The following is an 18,574-nucleotide window of genomic DNA, read 5'->3' as shown; positions in this document are numbered from 1 at the left end:
CGCGGCGCCGTTCACAGGAGCTTGAGGTCCTGTCCCTCCACCTCACCGGACACAGCTTCCAGTCGCTCCTTGACCGTGTTGAGGACTTGGACCTCTTGCTCGCTGAGCCCCGAGAGGACCGAGCGCTGCTCGACCGCCAGCAGGTCCACCGGGTGGCCGGCCTCACGTAGTGCGTGCAGGGCGTCGAAGGACATGGCGACCGGTACCTCGTTCCCGTAGTGCGGCCAGTCGCGTGGGGCGCCGGCCGATCCGATGGAGTACTCCGCGACCGTTACCGCCGCGAGGGCGCCGATGGCCCCGGGGGCCTCCTGCCGCTTCCGCTCGTCCGCGGGCAGCGGCGGCCAGATCCCCTGGACCAGAACACCCTGCGCGTACAGTCGCGCAATCATTTCCGTACGATTCGACGCGCCCGTTCTTCGGAGCATGTTGCATAAATGAGCCGCCACCGTGTGCGGGCTGATGCACAGAGCCTCGGCGATATCCCGGTTCGATGATCCGGCGGCCACGAGCGAAGCGATCAGAATCTCACGCCTGGTCAAAATCTTCACCCCTCGTTTCGGCGAGCGAAGCGTTGGCCGGCAGAGAAATGCCGCGCTCCCGGAATGAGGGTAGCTGTGGGTCATGCTCCGGACAAGCGTGCCTTGAGTGGGTTCACACGCCACCGGATTCATAGTCATTCGAGGGATACGAAGCGCGATGGAGCCGGAGCATCCTTGTCGTTGCACCAGCCCGTGACCATCCCCATGAAGGAGTGACCTATGTCGCAAGCACCCCTCGACGCGCTGCGCAGCGCCGGCACCCCGGTCGACCTGCTGTCGGAGTCCGAGCGCGACGTCTTCAGTGCCCTCAGCCCGGACGAGGTCGCGGTCCTCGGCTCGATCCAGGCCCGGCTCAACGCGGTGTCGGCCGCGGTCGAGGGCCAGGTGAACGACAACCAGGTCAACGTCCTCTGCTGATTCCAGACCCGGTGGGCCCGGCGGCAACCGCCGCCGGGCCCACCGGACCGCCGTGCGCCCGGACACCCAGTTGGAGCGTGATGATGGACCAAGTCAGCAGATACCTGGTGCTGAGCGACCGCGCGTACGCCGACACCACAGGCGTCCCGGTCCGGCTCGCCTACAGCACCCGCACCGCGAGCACCCTCGCGGTGGACCTCCCCACCGCGCGGGCACTGGAGGCCGGCGACGCCGGCGCGCTCACCCCGGCCTGGACCGGCGCCCTGCGCGCGGCCCAGCTGCTCGTACCGGCCGGCGAGGACGAGCTGTCCGCCGTACTCGACCGCAACCGCACCGCGTCGGCGGAGCGTTCGGCCGTGCACATCGCCCTCCTGCCGACCTCCTACTGCAACATGGGGTGCGCCTACTGCGGCCAGGAGCACACCCGGGGCGGGCTGACCCACACCCACCGCAGCCGGGTCCGCGACCGCGTGCTGCGCGCCGTGAACGCCCCGGAGACCCGCAGCGCCCGCATCGACTGGTTCGGGGCCGAGCCGATGATGGGCTACGCGGTCATCCGCGACCTCGCCCCCCGGTTCGTCGCCGCCGCCGCCGAGCGCGGGGTCGCCTACTCCTCGGTGATCGTCACCAACGGCTCCCTCCTCACCCCGAAGAAAATCAACACGCTCATCCACGACTGCGGGGTCACCCATTTCGAGATCACGATCGACGGGCCGCCGGATATACACAATGAACACCGGCCACTGAAAAGCGGACGCGGATCTTTCTGGAACATCGTGCGCGCCGTGCGTTCCGTACTCGACGAACCGGATCTTGGCCCCACCCATTTCTCGTTCCGGACGAATGTAGATGTACACAACCAGGACTCCGTACCCCGCTATATCGAGCTGATGGCGGAGTTGGGTTTCAGCCACCCCCGCGTGTCCTTCTCGATCTTTCCCGTCCACTCGTGGGGAAACGACGTTTCGGCGATCGAGGTGTCCAAGCACGAGTTCGCCGAACGCGAGACGCGGTGGCTCCGGCTGCTCGCGGAGCACGGACTGCACACGCAGCTGATGCCGACCACCGCACGGAAGGTCCTCTGCCCCGCCACGACCCGCTCGTCCGAGATCATCAGCAGCACCGGCAACATCTTCTCGTGCAGCGAGTACCCCCTCGTCCCCGAGGCCGAGCGCAGCCTCCCGCTGATACACATCGACCGGGCGGGCACCGAACCGATCCGGCCGCTGGGCCCCTTCGACGGCTGGAACGACGAGATCGCCGAGGGCACCACCTGGTGCAAGGGCTGCGTCTTCATGCCCACCTGCGGCGGCGCCTGCCCCAAGGCATGGCAGGAGGGCCATCCGCCCTGCCCCAGCTACAAGTACAACGTCCAGGAGAGGCTCGATCTCGTCGCCGCCCAGGTCGGCCTGCGCGAGGCGGCCGGTGAGCCCGCCGGAGCCCGGTGATGACGGCGGAGACCGGCCCGGACACCCCCCGCCGGCTGCTCATCGGAGTGTGCGGCTCCGGCAACGTACTCGCCGTCCCGCAGTACCTCATGGCCCTGCGCACCGGCCTCGGACCCGACGTCGAGATCCGCATGGCCATGACCCGCACCGCCGCCGTGCTCGTCCCGGCCGCCACCATGCGTCTGCTCTGCCGGGACGTGTACTGCGACGGCGAGGACGAACTGACGACCGGCCACGTCGCCCCCGCCGTCTGGGCGGACCGGTTCGTCGTCCTGCCCGCCACCGCCAACATGCTCGGCCAGGCCGCCAACGGACTCGCCTCCGGGCTCCTCAGCTCGGCACTCCTCGCCCATGAGCGCCCGGTGCTCTTCTTCCCGAGCATGAACAGCCTGATGTGGGAGCGCCCCGCGGTCCGCCGCAACGTGGCCCGGCTGCGCGCCGACGGCCACGCCGTGGTGGACCCGGTGCCCGCCCCCGCCTGGCAGATCTCCGCGGGCGACGTACGCAAGAACCTCGGGCTGCCGCCGCCGAACACCGTGACCGCGGTCATCCGCGAGTTCCTGGACCTGGACGTAGACCCGCTCGGCGGCTGAGCACCGGCACCAGCACGAGGAGGACACGTGGCACCGGCCAGACAGAGGTTCCGTACGGCACTGACGAGCGGACCGATGTCGGTGCGCGGCTTCCGGCTGCTGCTCGCCGGGCAGCTCTCCTCCACGGTCGGCGACTACTGCTACGCCGTGGCGCTGCCGTGGCTGATTCTCTCCGGTGACGGCGGTCCCGTCCTGCTCGGCACGGTCCTGGCCTGCTACGGCATCCCCCGCGTCGTCACCATCCCGCTGGGCGGCGTGGTGGCCGACCGGATCGGCGGCCGGCGGGTGATGCTCGTGGCCGACCTGGTGCGGGCCGCGGCCGTGGGCATCCTCGCGGTACTCGCCTCGACCGGGACACCGACACTCGCCCAGCTCGCGCCCATCGCCGTCGTCCTGGGCGCCTGCTCCGGGGTCTTCATCCCCGCCTCGTACACCCTTCTGCCCGCCCTGCTGCCCAAGGAGGACCTGGGCCGGGGCAACGCCCTGTCGACCATGGTCAACCAGGTCGGCGGACTCCTCGGGCCGACGGCGGGCGGCGCCCTGGTGGCCGTCTTCGACGCGGGCCCCGCGCTCACGGTCGACGCCGTGTCCTTCCTCGTGTCGGCGCTGGTACTCGCCCGGATCCGCTCCGGTTCGGATGCGGACGCGCCGTCGAAGGACGGGCCCGCGGGTGCCGAGGAACCCCCCGCCCGCGAGACGTCCTTCGTCGAACTGCTGCGCCACGGACGGCTGTTGCACGTCGTCCTGGTGGTGGCCCTCGTCTGTAACCTGGCCTTCAACGGCACGATCGAGGTGGCCCTCCCCGAACTGGCCCACCAGGGCATGGGCGCCACCGGCTACGGCGTCCTGCTGACCTGTCTGAGCCTGGGCGGTCTGGCCGGTTCGCTGGTGGCCGCCCGCAGTCGGCCGGTGGAGTCGCCCGCCTATCTCTTCGCCGCCCTCGCGGTCGTCATGGGCATCGCCCTGAGCGCCGTCCCGTACGCCGGGGGCCTGGTCGGCGCCGCGGTGTGCGTGTGCGTCTACGCGCTGGCCAGCGGCTGGCAGAACATCGTCGTGGTGACGCTGCTCCAGGTCTGGGCCCCTCCGGCGCTCATCGGCCGGGTCATGAGCCTGGTCATGCTGGCCGTCATGGGCACCTTCCCGGTCTCCGTGGCCGTCGCCGGTTTCGGGGTCCGCCACCTCGGCGCGGCCCCGTTCTTCCCGGTGGCGGGCGCGGCCATCGCCCTGTCCGTCCTGGGCGCGCTCACCCAGCGGGCCTTCCGCGACCACCGCTCCGGCACCGAGTACGCCCCACCGGTCCCCGTACAGCCGGGGGCCCCGGCGAGCGGCCCCGCATCCGGGGTGCCGGCCGCCCGTGCCACGCATCCACGGCAGGACAACAGTCAGGAGTCACAGCGATGAGCGTGTTCGTCCCGTTGGGCATGCCGCGGTTCGAGGGAGAGCCCGGCCACGGCCGGCGGCCGGGCCGGGGCACCGGCAACACCGCTTACCTGCTGGTCAACCCGCCGGTGACGGACCCGACGACCGCCTACCACTCGATCCCGTACCTCGTGGGCGCCGCCCGCGAGGCCGGCCACACCGAGTACGCCTGTGTGGACGCCAACCTCGACGCCTTCACCTACCTCGCCGACCCCGAGCGCTTCGGCGCGACGCTCGCCGCCGCCCGCCGCGCCCGCGCCGGGATCGAGGCCAGGTCCGCCGCCCCGCGCCGGCACGACGAGATCCGTTACCGGCAGGCGCTGGCCGCCGAGGGTCTGAGCGCCACCTCGGCCCGCGACGCGATCGGCGTGTTCCAGGACCCCGAGCACTTCTACCACCCCCCGACCTACGCCCAGGCGGTCGCGGTGATGAGCCGGTGGTGGGACCTGATCGCCCTGGAAATGCCGCCCGGCGCGGCGGACGGCTTCTCCATGCGGGTGAAGTCCGCCGTCAACCTGTGCAGTACGGCGGACCTGTCCGACCCGGCGGTCCCGGCGGCCGTCGCCCGCCCCTTCGAGGGCTACTTCGCCGACGAGTTCGTCCCGAAACTGCGCGAACGCCCCTGGGCGGTGGTGGGCCTGTCGGTCAACTACACCAGCCAGCTGCCCGTCGCCCTGAGGATGGCCCGCCTGATCCGCACCGTGCTGCCCGACACAGTGATCGTCTTCGGCGGCACCGAGGTCGGCGACGTGGTCAAGTACGCCCCGGACCCCGCGTCCCCGTGGCGGATCTTCCAGGACGCCGACCTCATCGTCCCCGGCGAGGGCGAGACCGCCCTCATCGGCATCCTCGACGCGGTCGGCAATGGCGCGGTCCGGGGCGGCGACGCCTTCGAGGCCATCGGCGGCGTGATGACCAGGAGCCGGCCGGAACCCGACATCGCGTACAGCGATGTGGCGGCGCTCGCCTCCCCCGCGTACGACGTGTGGGACTGGGAGCGCTACTGGGCACCCGAGCCGGTGATCCTCTACAGCCCGACCCGGGGCTGCTACTGGAACAAGTGCACCTTCTGCGACTACGGCCTCAACACCGACCGGCCGACCTCGCCGTCACGTGAACGCCCTGTCGCCGCCGTGCTGGAGGACCTGCGGGAGGCGAGCCGCCACGGCAGGACCCTGTACTTCGCGGTGGACGCCATGTCCCCCCGCTATCTGCGCACCCTCGCCGCCGCCCTCGTGGAATCGACGCTGGACCTGCGGTGGTCCGCCGAGCTGCGGCTGGAACGCACGTTCCCCAAGCGTGCCGTGGGTGAACTCCTCGCGGCCTCCGGCTGCGTCGCGATCTCCTTCGGCTACGAGTCCGGTGCCCAGCGGATCCTCGACCTCATCGACAAGGGGGTCGGGATCGGCGTCGTCCCCGACGTCCTGGCCGAGCTGGCACGCAACGGCATCGCCGCCCAGATGATGGGCTTCACCGGCTTCCCCACCGAGACCCGGGCGGAGGCGCTGGCGACGTACGAGTTCCTCCAGCACCACGAGAAGCTGTGGACCACCTCGGGCATCGGGGTGTTCGCGCTGACGCCCGGTTCCATCGTGGCCAAGGACCCCGGGCGTTTCGCGATCGATCTGCTGCCGCTGTCCGCCTCCGACGACATCCGGCGCTACGTGCCCTGGCGGGACCGGGAGACCGGCGAGGTCCACTGGCCGGTGGGGGAGGACCCGCGGATACCCCGCGAGTACAGCACCGGAAACCGCAGGACGAGCTTCGACCGCCCCTTCCTCGGCGGCATCGACTCCGCGCACACCCTGCTGTACTTCGCGCGTTTCGGCCGGGGACTGCTGCCCGAGGAGCCCGAGGGGACCAGCCGCGAGAAGGAGCCCCGTGTCCGCCTGGTCGAGGAGCCGGTGGTGAGGGTCCCGTTCGCCTCCGTCGACGAACTGACCGGTGTCGACGAGCTGATGGCGGAGGTGAGCCGCAGGAGCAGGGCGCACCTCGACACCACGTCCGGCGCGTACGAGGAGTGGCTCGACGGCCCCGGCACGGCCCGCCCCGGGGCCTGCGGCGTCCTGGTCATGGCCAACGGCGGCCTCGTCGAGGTGCCCGCCGGGGTGGACTTCGGCACGGACAACGCCATGACCCGCGCCCTGCGGGTGATGCTCGCGACGCAGGCCCGGGTCTGAGACCACCGCCGGGGCGGCCGGGGCGGCCGGGGCGGCCGGGGCGGCCGGGACGCGGGAAGGCCGGGACGCGGTCGACGGTGCACACGGTTTCGCCGCGACCGCCCGCGACGGGGGCCTTGGCGGACGTCCGAGGCCCTCCAGCGCTGCGGTGCCGCGCCGGAGGGCCCACGGTTTCGGGTGGTCAGGCGTGCGAGGCCGAGCGTGCCTTGATGGTGAGGGCGGCCAGGGACATCATCACCGCGCCGAACAGCGCGGCGCAGGCGTACATCGCGAAGCCGATGTCGGCGTTGCCCGCCGAGATCAGCGCGCCGCCGATCCACGGGCCGAAGATGGCGCCGAAGCGGCCCATGCCGGAGACCCAGCCGAGGGCGGTGGGGCGGTCCTCGTCGTTGTGGTGGGTGCCGACCGTCGCGTAGACCATGGTCTGGCCCGAGAAGAGCAGCAGTCCGGCGAAGAAGACCACCGCGTACAGGACGCCGACCGACATCTCGACGCCCATGAGGTAGACGAAGACCGCGGTCAGGACGAACCAGGCGATGACGACCTTGCGGGGGCCGATCCGGTCGGCGGTGCGGCCGGCGATCAGCATGCCGCAGATGCCGCCGACGTTGAGGAAGGTCGAGAAGAGCAGGGAGTCCCCGGTGTCGTAGCCGAGGTCGACCATGATCTTGGGCAGCCACTGGCCGACGCCGTAGACCAGGAGCAGGCCGGCGAAGGACGTCAGCCAGAAGCAGAGCGTGGTGGACCACTGACCGGCGCGGAAGAGGTTCTTCAGGGCGTCCAGCTTGTCCGTGCCGTTCGCCTTGGGCTCGGGCAGTTCGGTGCCGAAGTCGGCGGCGAGCAGCTCGGCGTCGGCACGGCGGCCGCGGGTGAGGAGGTTGGTCGGCGACTCGGGCAGCAGCTTGAAGGCGAGCGGCAGCAGGATCAGGGCCGGTATCGCGGAGACGTAGAAGGCCGAGCGCCAGCCGTGGTCGTCGACCAGCCAGAGCGCGATCAGCGGGGCCACGGCCCCGCCGGTCTGGTGCGCGGTCATGATGACGCCGGTGGCGAGGGCCCGGCGGCCCTTGGAGGTGAACTCCATGCCGTACGAGATCGCGATCGGCAGCAGGGCGCCCAGACCGAACCCGCACACGAAGCGGAAGACGCCGAACTGGCCGGTGGAATGCGAGCAGCCGGTGCCCAGGGTGGCGAGGGTGAAGATCACCACGCTGGTGAAGACGGTGACGCGGCGGCCGATCCAGTTCGACGCCATGCCCGACAGGATCGTGCCCAGCAGCATGCCGAAGTTGGCGTAGCTGCCGATCGTGCCGGCGGTGTCGGGGGTGAGCCCGAGGCTGTGGCCGCCGAGCATCTTCGGGAGCACGGAGCCGTAGATGAACGTGTCGATGCCGTCGAGGAGGACGAGTCCCCAGCACAGGGCGATGACGGCGTTGCGGCTTCTGCGGGCAGCCGTGGTCCCGGGCGCCTGGGCGGGCCGGGAGGTGGCGGAGGAGGACATCGTTGTTTCCTCTCGTGCGGGACGCCAGGGCGGTACGGGGCCGTGGGCCCTGGCTGCAAGGGGTGGGACCGCTGCGGCTCGCGCGGCCGGTGAGGGAGCGGGGATGGGCGGAGCGCCCCTCGGGCCGCGGACTTCGGGGGGAGTCGGCGGCCCGGTGTGGCTAGACATTAAGAAGCCGCCGACTACACGTCAACACTTTTGTTAACAATTACGGCAACGATTGGGCCCCGGGCGCCGCACAGGACGCGCACAGCTTTCGTGCGGTCCACGGATAGGGGCGTTCCCGGGGCCGAAGGGCCGTGTACGCGGGGCCGGATACGGGGGCGAACGCGGGGCCGAAGGGGCCGGACGCGCGCGGGGCCGGATGTGCGGGTCGGTCAGCCCTGGACGGGGGGCGTGCCGTGGGTGTGGAAGGACTCGATGGTCTGCAGGCCCCAGGCCTGACCCTTCTTCCGCTCCTCCTCGGTCCAGGTGATGAGCGGCCAGTCGGGGGCGAGGACGAGCCGGGTGAGCGGGTTGCAGAGCTCGATCCGGTTGCCGCCGGGCTCGTAGACGTACAGGAAGAACGTCTGCTGGATGGCGTGTTTGTGCGGGCCGGTCTCGATGAAGACGCCCGTGTCGATGGCGAGGTCGGCGGCGCGCAGAATGTCCTCGCGGGTGTCGGTGGCGAAGGCGATGTGGTGCAGCCGGCCCTCGCTGCCCGTCCAGTCGGAGGTGTAGACGACGTCGTACGACTTGTCGGTGAAGGTCAGCCAACGGGCGGCGATCTTCCCCGAGTCGAGCTGGATCTGCTCGGTGGGACGGGCGCCGAGCACGTGCTCCTGGAACTCGGCGTTGGCCAGGACGTCGGCCGCGAGGAAGTTGATGTGATCGAGCCGGCGCACGCCGACACCCCGGTTGGGCTTCGCCTGCGGCTGGTTCTTGAGAGCGGGCCGGAGTGCCTCGGGAGCCCGGTAGTGCTCGCTCTCCCAGTACAGGGCGTGCTCGTGACCGTCCGGGTCGGTGGTGACGTAGAGCCTGCCCATGCCGGGTTCGTCCTCGACCCAGTGGCCCGTACCGCCCGCCGCCTCGACGGCCTCGACGCGGCGCCGGAGAGCCTCCTCGCTGGAGGTGCGCAGGGCGAGCCGGCCGAGGCCCGGCTGCTCGCGGGCGGTGAGGACGAGACTGTGGTGCTCGTAGTCGTCGAAGGTCCTGAGGCGGACGGTGTCGCCGTCCTGCCCGTTCACGGTGAGACCGAGGAAGTCGGTGAAGAAGGCGACCGAGGCGTCCAGGTCCGGGGTGAACAGCTGGACGTGGCCGATGTGCGCGATGTCGCCGAGCGGCGGAGTCATGCTCGATCTCCTGTCAGGGGTGCGTTCGGCGGTGCCGTCCCGGTCGACCGGGGGAAGACGGTGCCGTCGAAAATCTTGCGTGCCGTACGGACCACCGCGGTGCGGCGGGCCCGGGGCCGGTTGCCGGGAGTGCGGTCCAGACTGCTCTCGATGTCTGTGAATCCGCTGGGATGCTCGATGCGGAGCCGTTCGCCCCGCTCGGGGAGGTCCGCGATGCCCTGCGCGACGCTTCCCCCGACGAGCAGTCCCGCCGCCACGCTCGCGGCGCCGAGGACGCCGATCGAGGTATGGCAACGGACCGGGATGAACGTGCGGGTGGTGACCGCGCCCCCGTGCCGGGGCGGGGCCAGCAGCGTCAGCTTGGGCACCGTGGCGGCGGAGACGTCGCCGAGCCCCATCGCTTCGCCCGCCGCCAGCCGGATGTCACGGAGGCGCCCGGCGAGCCTCTCGTCCGCCTCCAGGACCGCGGGATCCTCGTAGCCGGTGACGCCGAGAGCCGTGGCGGGTACGAGGACGGTCGGCATGCCGTTGTCCACGCAGGTGACCCCGGTGCCGGCGACGGTGTCCCGCACGTTCCCCGTGGGCAGCAACGCCCCCGAACCCGGCGGGAATTCGACGACGACGGCCGCCGCGCTCCCGGGCACTCCGGATATCTCCGTGTCGCCCCCGTACTCCACCCGGCCGCCGGGCGTCGGGAACGTCGCCGTAGCGAGGTCGCCGGAGTTCTGCATGCGGATACGGACGGAGGTCCCGCCGTCGCCCGGGACGACCAGACCGCGCTCGACGGCGAACGGGCCGACTCCGGCGAGCAGGTTGCCGCAGTTCTGACGGTCAGACACCTGTGCCTGGTCGACGCCGACTTGGAGGAAGAGGTAGTCGACGTCGGCCTCGGGCCCGTCGGAGGCCGACACCACGGCCACCTTGCTGGTGAGCGGATGGGCGCCGCCGAGGCCGTCGATCTGGCGCGGGTCCGGACTGCCCATGATCCGCAGCAGCAGCTCGTCCCGGGCGGCGGGGTCCGCGGGCAGGTCGCCGGCCAGGAAGTAGGCGCCCTTGGAGGTGCCGCCCCGCATCAGCATGCAGCGGACGCCCTCGGGGCCGGTCATGAGGAGTACTCCTCATGTGTGCGGTACTCGACGCCGAGCCGCTGGAGCGTCTCCCTCAACCCGTACCGGTCCAGCCCGAGTTGGCCCTCCTGGAAGGCGGCTCGCGCCCCGGCCTCCTTCCGCTCGCGCGCCTCGGACGCCTCGGCGGTCCGCCGGGCGCGCTCGCGCTCGACGACCACCACGCCGTCGTCGTCGGCGACGATCACATCGCCGGGGCGGATCACCTGGCCGCCGATCACGATCGGCACGTTGACACTGCCACCGGTCGCCTTGACCGAGCCCTGCGGACTGACGGCGGCCGACCAGGCGGGGAAGTTCATCGCGCGCAGCTCGGCGGTGTCCCGGATGCCGGTGTTCATGACCACGCCGCGCACACCGCGGCGCTCCAGGGCCGTCGCGAACAACTCGCCGAACAGGCCGTCCGTGCAGGGCGAGGTGGTGGTGACGACGAGGATGTCGCCCTCGCCGCACTGCTCGACCGCCGCGTGGATCATGAGGTTGTCGCCGGGCCAGCACAGCACCGTGACGGCGGTACCCGCGACGCGTACGTCCTGCTGGACCGGGCGCAGATGGGTGCCGAGGAACCCGGTGCGGCCCATCGCCTCGCCGACGGTGGCGGTTCCGTAGCCGGCGAGCGCCTCGACGTCCTCGGCCTCGGCCCTGGGCGGGTTGGTGACGATCACTCCGGGCATCAGGCGAGCTCCTTCGCGATCTGCGGGTAGGGGCGCATGTAGGCCTCGGCCATGGTCCGGTGGGCCAGGCCCAGGTTCGGGCCCGCGTTCCGCTTGAGCTGGACTCCGCGGCGTACGGCGAGATCGGTGTAGTAGTCCCACAGGTGCTGCTGCGCACCCAGGCACTCCATGGCCTCGCGCTTGGTGTCCCACACCTCGGTGATGTCGAGCAGGACCTCGGGCCTGAAGCCGCTCATCTCGGGCTGGTGCGGTTCGAAGTAGAAGACGGGCGGGGCGCCGATGATCTCCCCGTCGCCGGGGTAGCCGATGGCCTGGGCGAGGACGCGGGCCTCCAGGGCCATGCGGTTGGCGGCCGGGTGGTCGCCGTTGTACGGGTCCTCGACCGGGTGCGTGAGGACGACGTCCGGCTGCGTCTCGCGGTAGAGCGCGACGAGCCGGTCGGTCAGTTCGGCGCCGGCCACCAGCGGGTAGTCGCCGGCGTCGAAGAAGCGGACATCGGCGCCCAGCGCGGCCGCCGCGCGCTCGGCCTCGTCGCGGCGGAGCGCCTTGATCTCGTCGAGCTTCTTCCCCTCCCGCCAGGCCTTGGCGGACTCGCCGCGCTCGCCGAAGGTCAGGCACGCGATGGTGACCTTCTCGCCGCGCGCGGCGGCCAGCGCGATGGCACCGCCGGCGCGCCACACGAAGTCCCCGGCATGGGCGGTGACGACCAGTGTCGATCGAGTGGCGACGGCAGGCGCGCCGGTGGCGTCGGTCATGCTGTATCTCCTTGGTGACAGGTGCGCACCCGCCCCAGGGGTGCGTCAGTCGTCGCGCAAGGCGTCGATCACGCTGCTGAGGTGGGCGCGTACGGCCCCTTCGGCCGCTCGCGGGTCCCTGGCGGAGATCGCTTCGATCACCGCCAGATGCTCACTCAGGGACTGCTGCGGACGCCCCGGACGCAAGGCCAACTGGAATCGGTGGCGCACCAGTTGTGCGTTGAGACGCTCCAGGAGAGCAACGGCCGTCCGCCGGCCGGAGATGACCCGGATCAGGGTGTGCAGATCGTGGTTGAGCTCGGAGTAGGAGACCGGATCGCCGTGGGCGACCGCCTCGGACATGGCTTTGCCCAAGTCGGCCAGCTCGTCGATCTGTGCGTCGGTCGCGATCTCGGCGGCCTTGGCGGCGCACAGCGCTTCGAGCGCCATCCGGCACTCGGTGATCTCCACGGCCTCCTCGATCGTGACCACACGCACCCGTGACCCGCGGTTGCGGATCCGCTCGACCAGACCTTCGGAGGCGAGGTCGAGCAGCGCCGCCCTGATGCTGGCGCGGGTGACGCCGTACTGCTCGGCGAGTTCGTTCTCCACCAGCCTCTGTGCCGGTGCCATCCCGCCCCGCAGGATCGTCTCCCGCAACCGCCCCAGCGCGTACTGCTTCGCCTGTTCCCCGGAGCCCGGACGGGCCTCCTCCGGCATGTGCCCTCCCTGAGTGAGTGCTTGTCGAAGCTAAATCTCGCAAACAGAATTGTCAACGATTTTGTCTGCACCTTGTGCCCGGGTGCCTGAGTGGGCGGGGCTGCTGGGTTAGGGCCGGGCGGGGCCGCGTACGACGAAGTCCCCGACACCTGCACGGTGTCGGGGACTTCGTGGGTGGGTCCGGACCGCGGTGGGTCCGGGGCTCGACGGCCGGCCGGCGTCCGCCCGCTGTTCCCGTACGGGCGGAGTGTCTACCCGCCCGTCCCCTCCTCCTGGGGGAAGTCGGTCGAGAGCGTGAGCTCCTCCCAGGCGTTCAGATCCCCGTCGATGGCGTCGCGTCCGGCCCTGACCAGGCGCAGGGCGTCGGACCCGAGGACGAGGTGGGCGGGCGGATCCGGTGCGTCGAGGACGCGCAGGACGGCGGCCGCCGCACGTGCCGGGTCGCCCAGCTGCCGGCCGCTGACCTGCCGGCGCGCGGCGCGGAGGGGGTCGAAGAGCTCGTCGTAGTCGGAGATGCCGCGCGGCGCGCGCACCATCGAACGCCCCGCCCAGTCGGTACGGAAGGAGCCGGGCTCGATGGCGGTGACGTGGATACCGAAGGAGGCGACCTCCTTGCCGACGGCCTCGAGGATGCCTTCGAGCGCGTACTTGCTGCCGCAGTAGGCGGAGACGCCGGGGAAGGAGGCCAGGCCGCCCATGGAGGTGACGGCCAGGATGTGCCCGCGGCGGCGTTTGCGCATGAAGGGCAGGACCGCCTGCACGGTGGCCGCCGCGCCGAAGACGTTGACGTCGAACTGGGCACGCAGTTCGGCCAGGGGCGTCTCCTCGAAGGTCCCCTCCAGGCCGTAACCGGCGTTCGCGATCAGTACGTCGACGGGGCCGACGTTCCTCTCCACCTCACCCGCCACGGCGGCCACGGCCTCGTCGTCGGTGACGTCGAGGATGCGGGCGTGGGCGCGCTCCGGGTGGAGGGCGGCGAAGGCCGCCGCGTCGGCGTTTTTGCGGACGGTGCCGACGACGGTGTGGCCGGCTTCCAGGGCTGCGGCGGCGAAGGCGCGGCCCAGACCGGTGCTGACACCGGTGATCAGGAAAGTCCTGGCCGGCGATGTCACGGCTGCTGTCATGGCTGTCATGGATGTCACGCCCGGTCTTCCCTGTAGAGGACGAGGTGCTCGTGGAAGAGCACGCCGTCATGGATGTCGCCGGTGGCGGTGAACCCGGTGTCGTCGACGTAGTCGAGGTGGTTGCCGGTGACCGTCCAGCGGCCGGTGTACGCGCTCCGACGGCCGCCGCGGGCCTCGTCGTAGCGGCCGTCGGGCAGCAGCTCCTGCCGGATGTGCCCGTCCGCGGTCACCCACATCCCGACCACGTCCGCGTCACCGGTCCCTCGCCGGACGGATCCCTCCGGCGTGCTCGACTGGTTTCTCACCATGCGCTCCTTCACTCTCGTGGGCGGTGACCACCAGCGTGTGGGCGCCCGGAAAGGAGAACCAGGACGAGTCGTGCATGGGTACGGCACACCCAGGCACACGCTCGGACACCACCTCAGGTGGTGTCCGGCGGATCATGGCCGGGGTCGCGACGCCCGGAACGGCACCTCGCGGCGTTGCCGAAACGCCCGAATCGCTCCGCGATGAGGACGTTTCGGCGCCTTGCGATGCACCGCCCCGGACGCCGCGCCCTGTCCGACCTTGATCCGCCGGACACCACCTAACCTGAAGAGATGACCAGCAACGGCCTCGGAGAGTTCCTGCGCGCCCACCGCGCCCGCCTGCGCCCCGACGACGTCGGGCTCGCCTCCTACGGCACGCGCAGGGTCGCGGGACTGCGGCGCGAAGAGGTCGCCGTGCTGGCCGGGATGAACAGCGACTACTACGCCCGCCTCGAACAGGGCCGCGAGCGCGGCCCCTCCCCGCAGATCCTCGACGCGATCAGCGGCGCGCTGCGGATGGACGACGAAGCGCGGGAGCACCTGTACCGGCTGGCGGGCACCGCACCCGACCGCGAGCGGCCCCAGCCCCGCGAAACGGTCACTCCGGCGCTGCGCCACCTACTGGACGGATACCCGAACGCCGCGGCGTTCGTCCTGAACCCCGCCACCGACTTCCTGGCGGCGAACGCGCTGGCCGACGCCCTGTTCTCGGCATTCGGGAAGCGGGACAACATGGCCCGCATGACCTTCCTCGACCCGGCCGCGCGGACCTTCTTCACCCGGTTCGGGCGGGCGGCCGAGGCGGTCGTGGCCGGACTGCGCCACGCCACGGGCCTGGACCCGCACTACCGGCGCCTGCACGACGTCGTCCGTTCCCTGGCCGACGAGAGCGAGGAGTTCGCCGCGCTCTGGTCCTCGCACGCCGTCCACAGCAAGACCCGGGACGCCAAGGCGGTGGTCCACCCCGACGTCGGTCCGCTCGACCTCATGTACCAGTCCTTCGACGTCCGCGGCGCCCCGGGCCAGCAGCTGGTGATCTACCACGCCGAACCGGGAAGCCCGAGCGCCCAGGCGCTGTCCCTGCTCGGCAGCCTCCACGCCACCCGGAACCGGGAGTCCTCGGCGGAGCGGTAGCGCTGCCGTCGCCCCGGGCGTCGCGGCGAGATCCGAGAGCTCCCCGGCCATGGGCTCGCCCCGGGGGGAGAGACCGGGAGGGTGCTCCGCGTCAGCTCTGTGCGGTGTCGCCGCCCGTCTGCCCGGCGGTCCCGGTCGCGCCCTCGGCCGCTGCGGCCTTCTCGCGCATCTTGCGTACCAGCTCCGCCTTCTGGTCGGCGGCGCCCTGACGGTCGAGGTTGCGGTGCGGGCCGTTGTTCTGCCGCTCGGTGCGGGACTGCCGCTTGCGCTGGCCGCCGCCCATGCCCACGGGGTTGTTGATGTTCTTGCTCACGGGTTCTCCCGGAATGATGTGAAGTGATCTACGGATTCATCGGTGGGGGACGGGCGCGGCGACGTCGGATACGGACGTCAGCGGGGGCCCGTCACGCTCTCACTCGTAAATCTGTGTCTGGAAGAACATGGCCAAGACGTTACGCCATTCCTGCACGGCGGGCCCCCCGCGACGATCGGGCGGTCACCGGCAGGCGACCGACCGCCCGATCGTCGCGGTGTAGCGACGTGGGCACGGTGTACCTCTTCCCGGTCGCCTCGTCGCCGTCGCCGTCGCCGTCGCCGTCGCCGTCACCGGAACACGCCGACAGGCCGGCGGCGAGGATGACGGTGGCCGCGGCAGCTGCTCGCACGTCAACCGCAAGGTCCATCGCTCTTGTTCACGCGCTGCCGGGTCGTACGGGCCGATGATGGGCGGGACTTCGCCTTCCGCGTGACCGGCTTCGGTCCGCCGATCGATGAGCCGCAGAGGAGTCGAACCCTCCTCATGGAGGGCATCGGCAACCTCGCCGCACCGTACGACTGTCGGGCGCCCCGGTGGGTGTGTGACGCCAACTCGCTTGCGTGCGGCGCGGTTTCACCGGGCGCCGTGCTGGACATGGCTCACGTGTCCCGCGTACGGCCCCGGCGGTGCACGCCCCCCCGTCGTACGGGGGCCGAGGCTCGTACGCGTACCGTCGAACGCTGCCGGGAGGCTGCTGTGGGAGCTCCGTACCGTGGACTGATCCTCGACTTCGGCGGAGTGCTCACGACCCGGATGAGGCTCAACGGGGAGGCGTTCGAGCGGGCCGAAGGGCTGGAGCCGGGGGCGTACTTCGCTGCGTTGGGGGAGAACCCGGAGGGCGTCGAGGTGTACGCCGCGCTGGAGGTCGGGGAGGCCGTCCAGGAGGACTGGAACCGGGTCATCGGCCGCATCCTCGGCATCGACCCCACCGATCTGATGCGGCGCGCACTGGCCCACCTGCACCAGGAGCCGGCGATCGTCGCGGCGGCGCGTCGGGCCCGCGCGGCCGGCATCAAGGTCGCCATGCTCAGCAACTCGTTCGGGACCGATCCGTACGACCCGTACGCGGACAAGGGCCTGGGCGAGGACTTCTTCGACGCCGTGATCCTCTCGGAACGGGAAGGCGTACGGAAGCCCTCGCCCCTCATCTACGAACGGGCCCTCACCGCGCTCGGGCTGACCGGCCCGGAGTGCGTGTTCGTGGACGACCGGGCGGTGAACCTGCCACCGGCCGAGGCCCTGGGCATCCGGACCGTGCACCACACGACGGACCCGGAGGCCACGGCCGCGTACCTGGACGCCCTCCTCGCCGACAGCCGGTCCTCGGCCTGATCGGGCCTCCCGCCCGACTCGCCCCTGACGCCTCCCGCTCCACGTGAAGCCGGCGTACGGACCCGCGAACTCCCGGGGTGTCGAATGCCGACGCCCCCTCGCCTCATGGCCGTTCCGGCAGTGCGGGGACCGGCCCGGGCGCGCACGCGGGCGAACGAGCCTCGTCGCTCTACCGGTGGCCACCGGTCGCCACGCGTCGCCGGCGGTGGAGTGGGGCACCCGCCCCGGCCTGCGGAAACGCCTCACCGGAGCGCCCTTAGACTGGCCCCGCTGATCGGCGCGGCTCCCGGCCCGCCCCGTAGCGCGGGGAGAGCGCCACTCGCGCGAGGAGGAACCATGAGCGACGGCGCCCGCACCGTACTGGCCGGCCTTGACGGCATCCGGTCCGGCCTGGAGGACCTGTACAAGGACCTGCACGCCCACCCCGAACTCGGCCTTCAGGAACACCGCACGGCCGCCCGGATGGCCGGGGCGCTGCGCGAGGCCGGGTACGAGGTCGTCGAGGGGATCGGCGGGACCGGGGTCGTCGGCGTGCTGGCCAACGGCGACGGACCGGTCGTCATGGCCCGCGCCGACATGGACGCCCTCCCGGTGCAGGAGCGGACCGGCCTCCCGTACGCCTCCACCGCGACCGTGACCGGCGAGAACGGCTCCGGGCAGCCCGTCATGCACGCCTGCGGACACGACGTGCACATGACCGCGCTGATCGGCGGTGCGCGGCTGATGGCCGAGTCCCGGGAAGCCTGGCGGGGCACCTTCGTGGCGCTCTTCCAGCCCTCCGAGGAGAAGGGTGACGGGGCGGCCGCCATGATCGCCGACGGCCTGACCACACGGATACCCAGCCCCGACGTGGTCCTCGCCCAGCACGTACTGCCCCATCCGGCGGGCTACGTGGGGACGCGCCCGGGATCGTTCCTGTCGGCCGCCGACAGCCTGCGCGTGACCGTGTACGGCCGGGGCGCGCACGGCTCGATGCCCCAGGCGTCGGTGGACCCCGTGGTGATGGCCGCGATGATCGTGGTGCGCCTGCAGACCGTCGTCTCCCGGGAGCTGGCGGCCACCACCCCCGCCGTCGTCACCGTGGGCAGCATCCACGCCGGGACCGGTCCCAACGTCATCCCCGACAGCGCGGTCATCCAGCTCAACGTCCGTACCTACGACGAGGCCACGCGCGCCCAGGTACTGGGCGCGATCGAGCGGATCGTGCGGGCCGAGTGCCAGGCGTCCGGAGCTCCGGCCGAACCGCTGATCGAGCAGATCGCCGCCTTCCCGCCCACCCTCAACGACGAGGCCGTGACCGGGCGGGTCGCCGAGGCGTTCGCCGCCCACTTCGGCGAGGACGCGCACACCGTCGAGCTCCAGACGGGGAGCGAGGACCTGAGCCTGATCCCGGACGCGTACGGGGTGCCCTTCACCTACTGGGGGATCGGCGGCACCGACCCGGAGCTGTACGCCGAGGCCGTCGGGAACGGCACCGTCGCCCGCGACGTCCCGGTCAACCACAGCCCCTTCTTCGCCCCCGTCCTCCAGCCCACCCTGGACACCGGCGTCAGCGCCCTGACCGTCGCCGCCCTGGCCTGGCTCGGCGTCTGAGCCGTACCCGCCCCCGCGTCCGTCCGGCTCCTCGGGCGAGCCGGTCGGGCGTCCGAGCCGTACCCGCCCCCGCGTCCGCGTCCGTCCGGC

At 71.5% G+C, this 18,574-nt stretch carries 18 protein-coding genes and 1 pseudogene; 8 read left to right on the top strand and 11 right to left on the bottom strand.

Going from position 1 to position 18,574, the window contains the following annotated elements; all coding sequences use genetic code 11:
- Positions 1-11: 11 nt before the first annotated feature.
- Together ACWCWD_RS07915 and ACWCWD_RS07910 are read right to left on the bottom strand one after the other, a co-directional pair.
- On the bottom strand, positions 12-389 hold the full coding sequence (locus tag ACWCWD_RS07915; RefSeq protein ID WP_450771465.1) for an aroma-sacti cluster domain-containing protein: 378 nt from the start codon (positions 387-389) through the stop codon (positions 12-14).
- Positions 390-395: 6 nt separating this feature from the next.
- Positions 396-623 (bottom strand): annotated as a pseudogene (locus tag ACWCWD_RS07910) (response regulator transcription factor); the annotation flags it as partial.
- Between the two features lie 135 nt (positions 624-758).
- On the opposite strand from ACWCWD_RS07910, the gene ACWCWD_RS07905 reads away from it, so the two are divergent.
- The 5 genes from ACWCWD_RS07905 (at position 759) to ACWCWD_RS07885 (ending at position 6,596) form a co-directional block, all read left to right on the top strand.
- On the top strand, positions 759-956 hold the full coding sequence (locus ACWCWD_RS07905) for an aroma-sacti cluster domain-containing protein (protein ID WP_266703991.1): 198 nt from the start codon (positions 759-761) through the stop codon (positions 954-956).
- A gap of 80 nt (positions 957-1,036) precedes the next feature.
- Positions 1,037-2,404, top strand: a complete 1,368-nt coding sequence (locus ACWCWD_RS07900; protein ID WP_450771077.1) for a radical SAM protein — start codon at positions 1,037-1,039, stop codon at positions 2,402-2,404.
- The gene (locus tag ACWCWD_RS07895; RefSeq protein ID WP_450771075.1) at positions 2,404-2,997 is read left to right on the top strand and encodes a flavoprotein; all 594 of its coding nucleotides are present in this window, start codon (positions 2,404-2,406) and stop codon (positions 2,995-2,997) included. Before ACWCWD_RS07900 ends, ACWCWD_RS07895 begins: the two co-directional genes overlap by 1 nt.
- A gap of 27 nt (positions 2,998-3,024) precedes the next feature.
- Entirely contained in the window at positions 3,025-4,398 is a 1,374-nt protein-coding gene (locus tag ACWCWD_RS07890; RefSeq protein WP_450771074.1) for an MFS transporter, read from the top strand.
- Entirely contained in the window at positions 4,395-6,596 is a 2,202-nt protein-coding gene (locus tag ACWCWD_RS07885; RefSeq protein ID WP_450771072.1) for a B12-binding domain-containing radical SAM protein, read from the top strand. Before ACWCWD_RS07890 ends, ACWCWD_RS07885 begins: the two co-directional genes overlap by 4 nt.
- Before the next feature lie 181 nt (positions 6,597-6,777).
- Here ACWCWD_RS07885 and ACWCWD_RS07880 read toward each other — a convergent pair whose 3' ends face one another.
- From ACWCWD_RS07880 to ACWCWD_RS07845, 8 genes are all read right to left on the bottom strand, one after another.
- A complete protein-coding gene (locus ACWCWD_RS07880) occupies positions 6,778-8,094 on the bottom strand; it encodes an MFS transporter (RefSeq protein ID WP_450771071.1) in 1,317 nt (438 codons plus the stop codon).
- 377 nt (positions 8,095-8,471) lie between these two features.
- On the bottom strand, positions 8,472-9,425 hold the full coding sequence (locus tag ACWCWD_RS07875) for a VOC family protein (protein WP_450771069.1): 954 nt from the start codon (positions 9,423-9,425) through the stop codon (positions 8,472-8,474).
- Positions 9,422-10,531 carry a 4-oxalomesaconate tautomerase gene (locus tag ACWCWD_RS07870; RefSeq protein ID WP_450771067.1) on the bottom strand — a complete coding sequence of 370 codons (1,110 nt, stop codon included), beginning with the start codon at positions 10,529-10,531 and terminating at the stop codon, positions 9,422-9,424. Before ACWCWD_RS07870 ends, ACWCWD_RS07875 begins: the two co-directional genes overlap by 4 nt.
- Positions 10,528-11,223, bottom strand: coding sequence for a 4-carboxy-4-hydroxy-2-oxoadipate aldolase/oxaloacetate decarboxylase (locus ACWCWD_RS07865; protein WP_450771066.1), 696 nt, complete (start codon positions 11,221-11,223; stop codon positions 10,528-10,530). Before ACWCWD_RS07865 ends, ACWCWD_RS07870 begins: the two co-directional genes overlap by 4 nt.
- On the bottom strand, positions 11,223-11,978 hold the full coding sequence (locus tag ACWCWD_RS07860) for a PIG-L deacetylase family protein (RefSeq protein ID WP_450771064.1): 756 nt from the start codon (positions 11,976-11,978) through the stop codon (positions 11,223-11,225). The genes ACWCWD_RS07865 and ACWCWD_RS07860 overlap by 1 nt, the downstream gene beginning before the upstream one ends.
- Before the next feature lie 45 nt (positions 11,979-12,023).
- On the bottom strand, positions 12,024-12,677 hold the full coding sequence (locus ACWCWD_RS07855; protein WP_450771063.1) for a GntR family transcriptional regulator: 654 nt from the start codon (positions 12,675-12,677) through the stop codon (positions 12,024-12,026).
- A gap of 251 nt (positions 12,678-12,928) precedes the next feature.
- Positions 12,929-13,810, bottom strand: a complete 882-nt coding sequence (locus ACWCWD_RS07850) for an oxidoreductase (RefSeq protein ID WP_450771463.1) — start codon at positions 13,808-13,810, stop codon at positions 12,929-12,931.
- A gap of 5 nt (positions 13,811-13,815) precedes the next feature.
- Positions 13,816-14,109, bottom strand: a complete 294-nt coding sequence (locus ACWCWD_RS07845) for an Atu4866 domain-containing protein (RefSeq protein ID WP_450771061.1) — start codon at positions 14,107-14,109, stop codon at positions 13,816-13,818.
- A 291-nt stretch (positions 14,110-14,400) separates the two neighbouring features.
- On the opposite strand from ACWCWD_RS07845, the gene ACWCWD_RS07840 reads away from it, so the two are divergent.
- Positions 14,401-15,243 (top strand): helix-turn-helix transcriptional regulator, encoded by an 843-nt coding sequence (locus ACWCWD_RS07840; RefSeq protein WP_450771059.1) that lies wholly within the window; start codon positions 14,401-14,403, stop codon positions 15,241-15,243.
- A 91-nt stretch (positions 15,244-15,334) separates the two neighbouring features.
- Here the strand turns inward: ACWCWD_RS07840 and ACWCWD_RS07835 are convergent, their stop codons facing one another.
- Positions 15,335-15,556: a DUF6243 family protein gene (locus ACWCWD_RS07835; RefSeq protein WP_450771057.1), complete on the bottom strand. Its 222-nt coding sequence runs from the start codon at positions 15,554-15,556 to the stop codon at positions 15,335-15,337.
- 699 nt (positions 15,557-16,255) lie between these two features.
- Between ACWCWD_RS07835 and ACWCWD_RS07830 the strand changes: the two genes are divergently transcribed.
- Together ACWCWD_RS07830 and ACWCWD_RS07825 are read left to right on the top strand one after the other, a co-directional pair.
- Entirely contained in the window at positions 16,256-16,891 is a 636-nt protein-coding gene (locus ACWCWD_RS07830) for an HAD-IA family hydrolase (protein WP_450771056.1), read from the top strand.
- 336 nt (positions 16,892-17,227) lie between these two features.
- Positions 17,228-18,484, top strand: coding sequence for an amidohydrolase (locus ACWCWD_RS07825; protein ID WP_450771055.1), 1,257 nt, complete (start codon positions 17,228-17,230; stop codon positions 18,482-18,484).
- Positions 18,485-18,574: the final 90 nt, after the last annotated feature.

The organism is Streptomyces sp. NPDC001493, from assembly GCF_053597235.1.
Note: the sequence above shows the minus strand (reverse complement) of the source record. Positions and strands in the feature narration are given on the sequence as shown.

Excerpts from the sequence above, each read along its gene's own strand:
- ACWCWD_RS07915 (WP_450771465.1), bottom strand. The coding sequence starts at position 389 with ATGATTGCGCGACTGTACGCGCAGGGTGTTCTGGTCCAGGGGATCTGG.
- ACWCWD_RS07905 (WP_266703991.1), top strand. The coding sequence starts at position 759 with ATGTCGCAAGCACCCCTCGACGCGCTGCGCAGCGCCGGCACCCCGGTC.
- ACWCWD_RS07900 (WP_450771077.1), top strand. The coding sequence starts at position 1,037 with ATGATGGACCAAGTCAGCAGATACCTGGTGCTGAGCGACCGCGCGTAC.
- ACWCWD_RS07895 (WP_450771075.1), top strand. The coding sequence starts at position 2,404 with ATGACGGCGGAGACCGGCCCGGACACCCCCCGCCGGCTGCTCATCGGA.
- ACWCWD_RS07885 (WP_450771072.1), top strand. The coding sequence starts at position 4,395 with ATGAGCGTGTTCGTCCCGTTGGGCATGCCGCGGTTCGAGGGAGAGCCC.
- ACWCWD_RS07880 (WP_450771071.1), bottom strand. The coding sequence starts at position 8,094 with ATGTCCTCCTCCGCCACCTCCCGGCCCGCCCAGGCGCCCGGGACCACG.
- ACWCWD_RS07875 (WP_450771069.1), bottom strand. The coding sequence starts at position 9,425 with ATGACTCCGCCGCTCGGCGACATCGCGCACATCGGCCACGTCCAGCTG.
- ACWCWD_RS07870 (WP_450771067.1), bottom strand. The coding sequence starts at position 10,531 with ATGACCGGCCCCGAGGGCGTCCGCTGCATGCTGATGCGGGGCGGCACC.
- ACWCWD_RS07865 (WP_450771066.1), bottom strand. The coding sequence starts at position 11,223 with ATGCCCGGAGTGATCGTCACCAACCCGCCCAGGGCCGAGGCCGAGGAC.
- ACWCWD_RS07860 (WP_450771064.1), bottom strand. The coding sequence starts at position 11,978 with ATGACCGACGCCACCGGCGCGCCTGCCGTCGCCACTCGATCGACACTG.
- ACWCWD_RS07855 (WP_450771063.1), bottom strand. The coding sequence starts at position 12,677 with ATGCCGGAGGAGGCCCGTCCGGGCTCCGGGGAACAGGCGAAGCAGTAC.
- ACWCWD_RS07850 (WP_450771463.1), bottom strand. The coding sequence starts at position 13,810 with ATGACAGCCATGACAGCAGCCGTGACATCGCCGGCCAGGACTTTCCTG.
- ACWCWD_RS07845 (WP_450771061.1), bottom strand. The coding sequence starts at position 14,109 with ATGGTGAGAAACCAGTCGAGCACGCCGGAGGGATCCGTCCGGCGAGGG.
- ACWCWD_RS07840 (WP_450771059.1), top strand. The coding sequence starts at position 14,401 with ATGACCAGCAACGGCCTCGGAGAGTTCCTGCGCGCCCACCGCGCCCGC.
- ACWCWD_RS07825 (WP_450771055.1), top strand. The coding sequence starts at position 17,228 with ATGAGCGACGGCGCCCGCACCGTACTGGCCGGCCTTGACGGCATCCGG.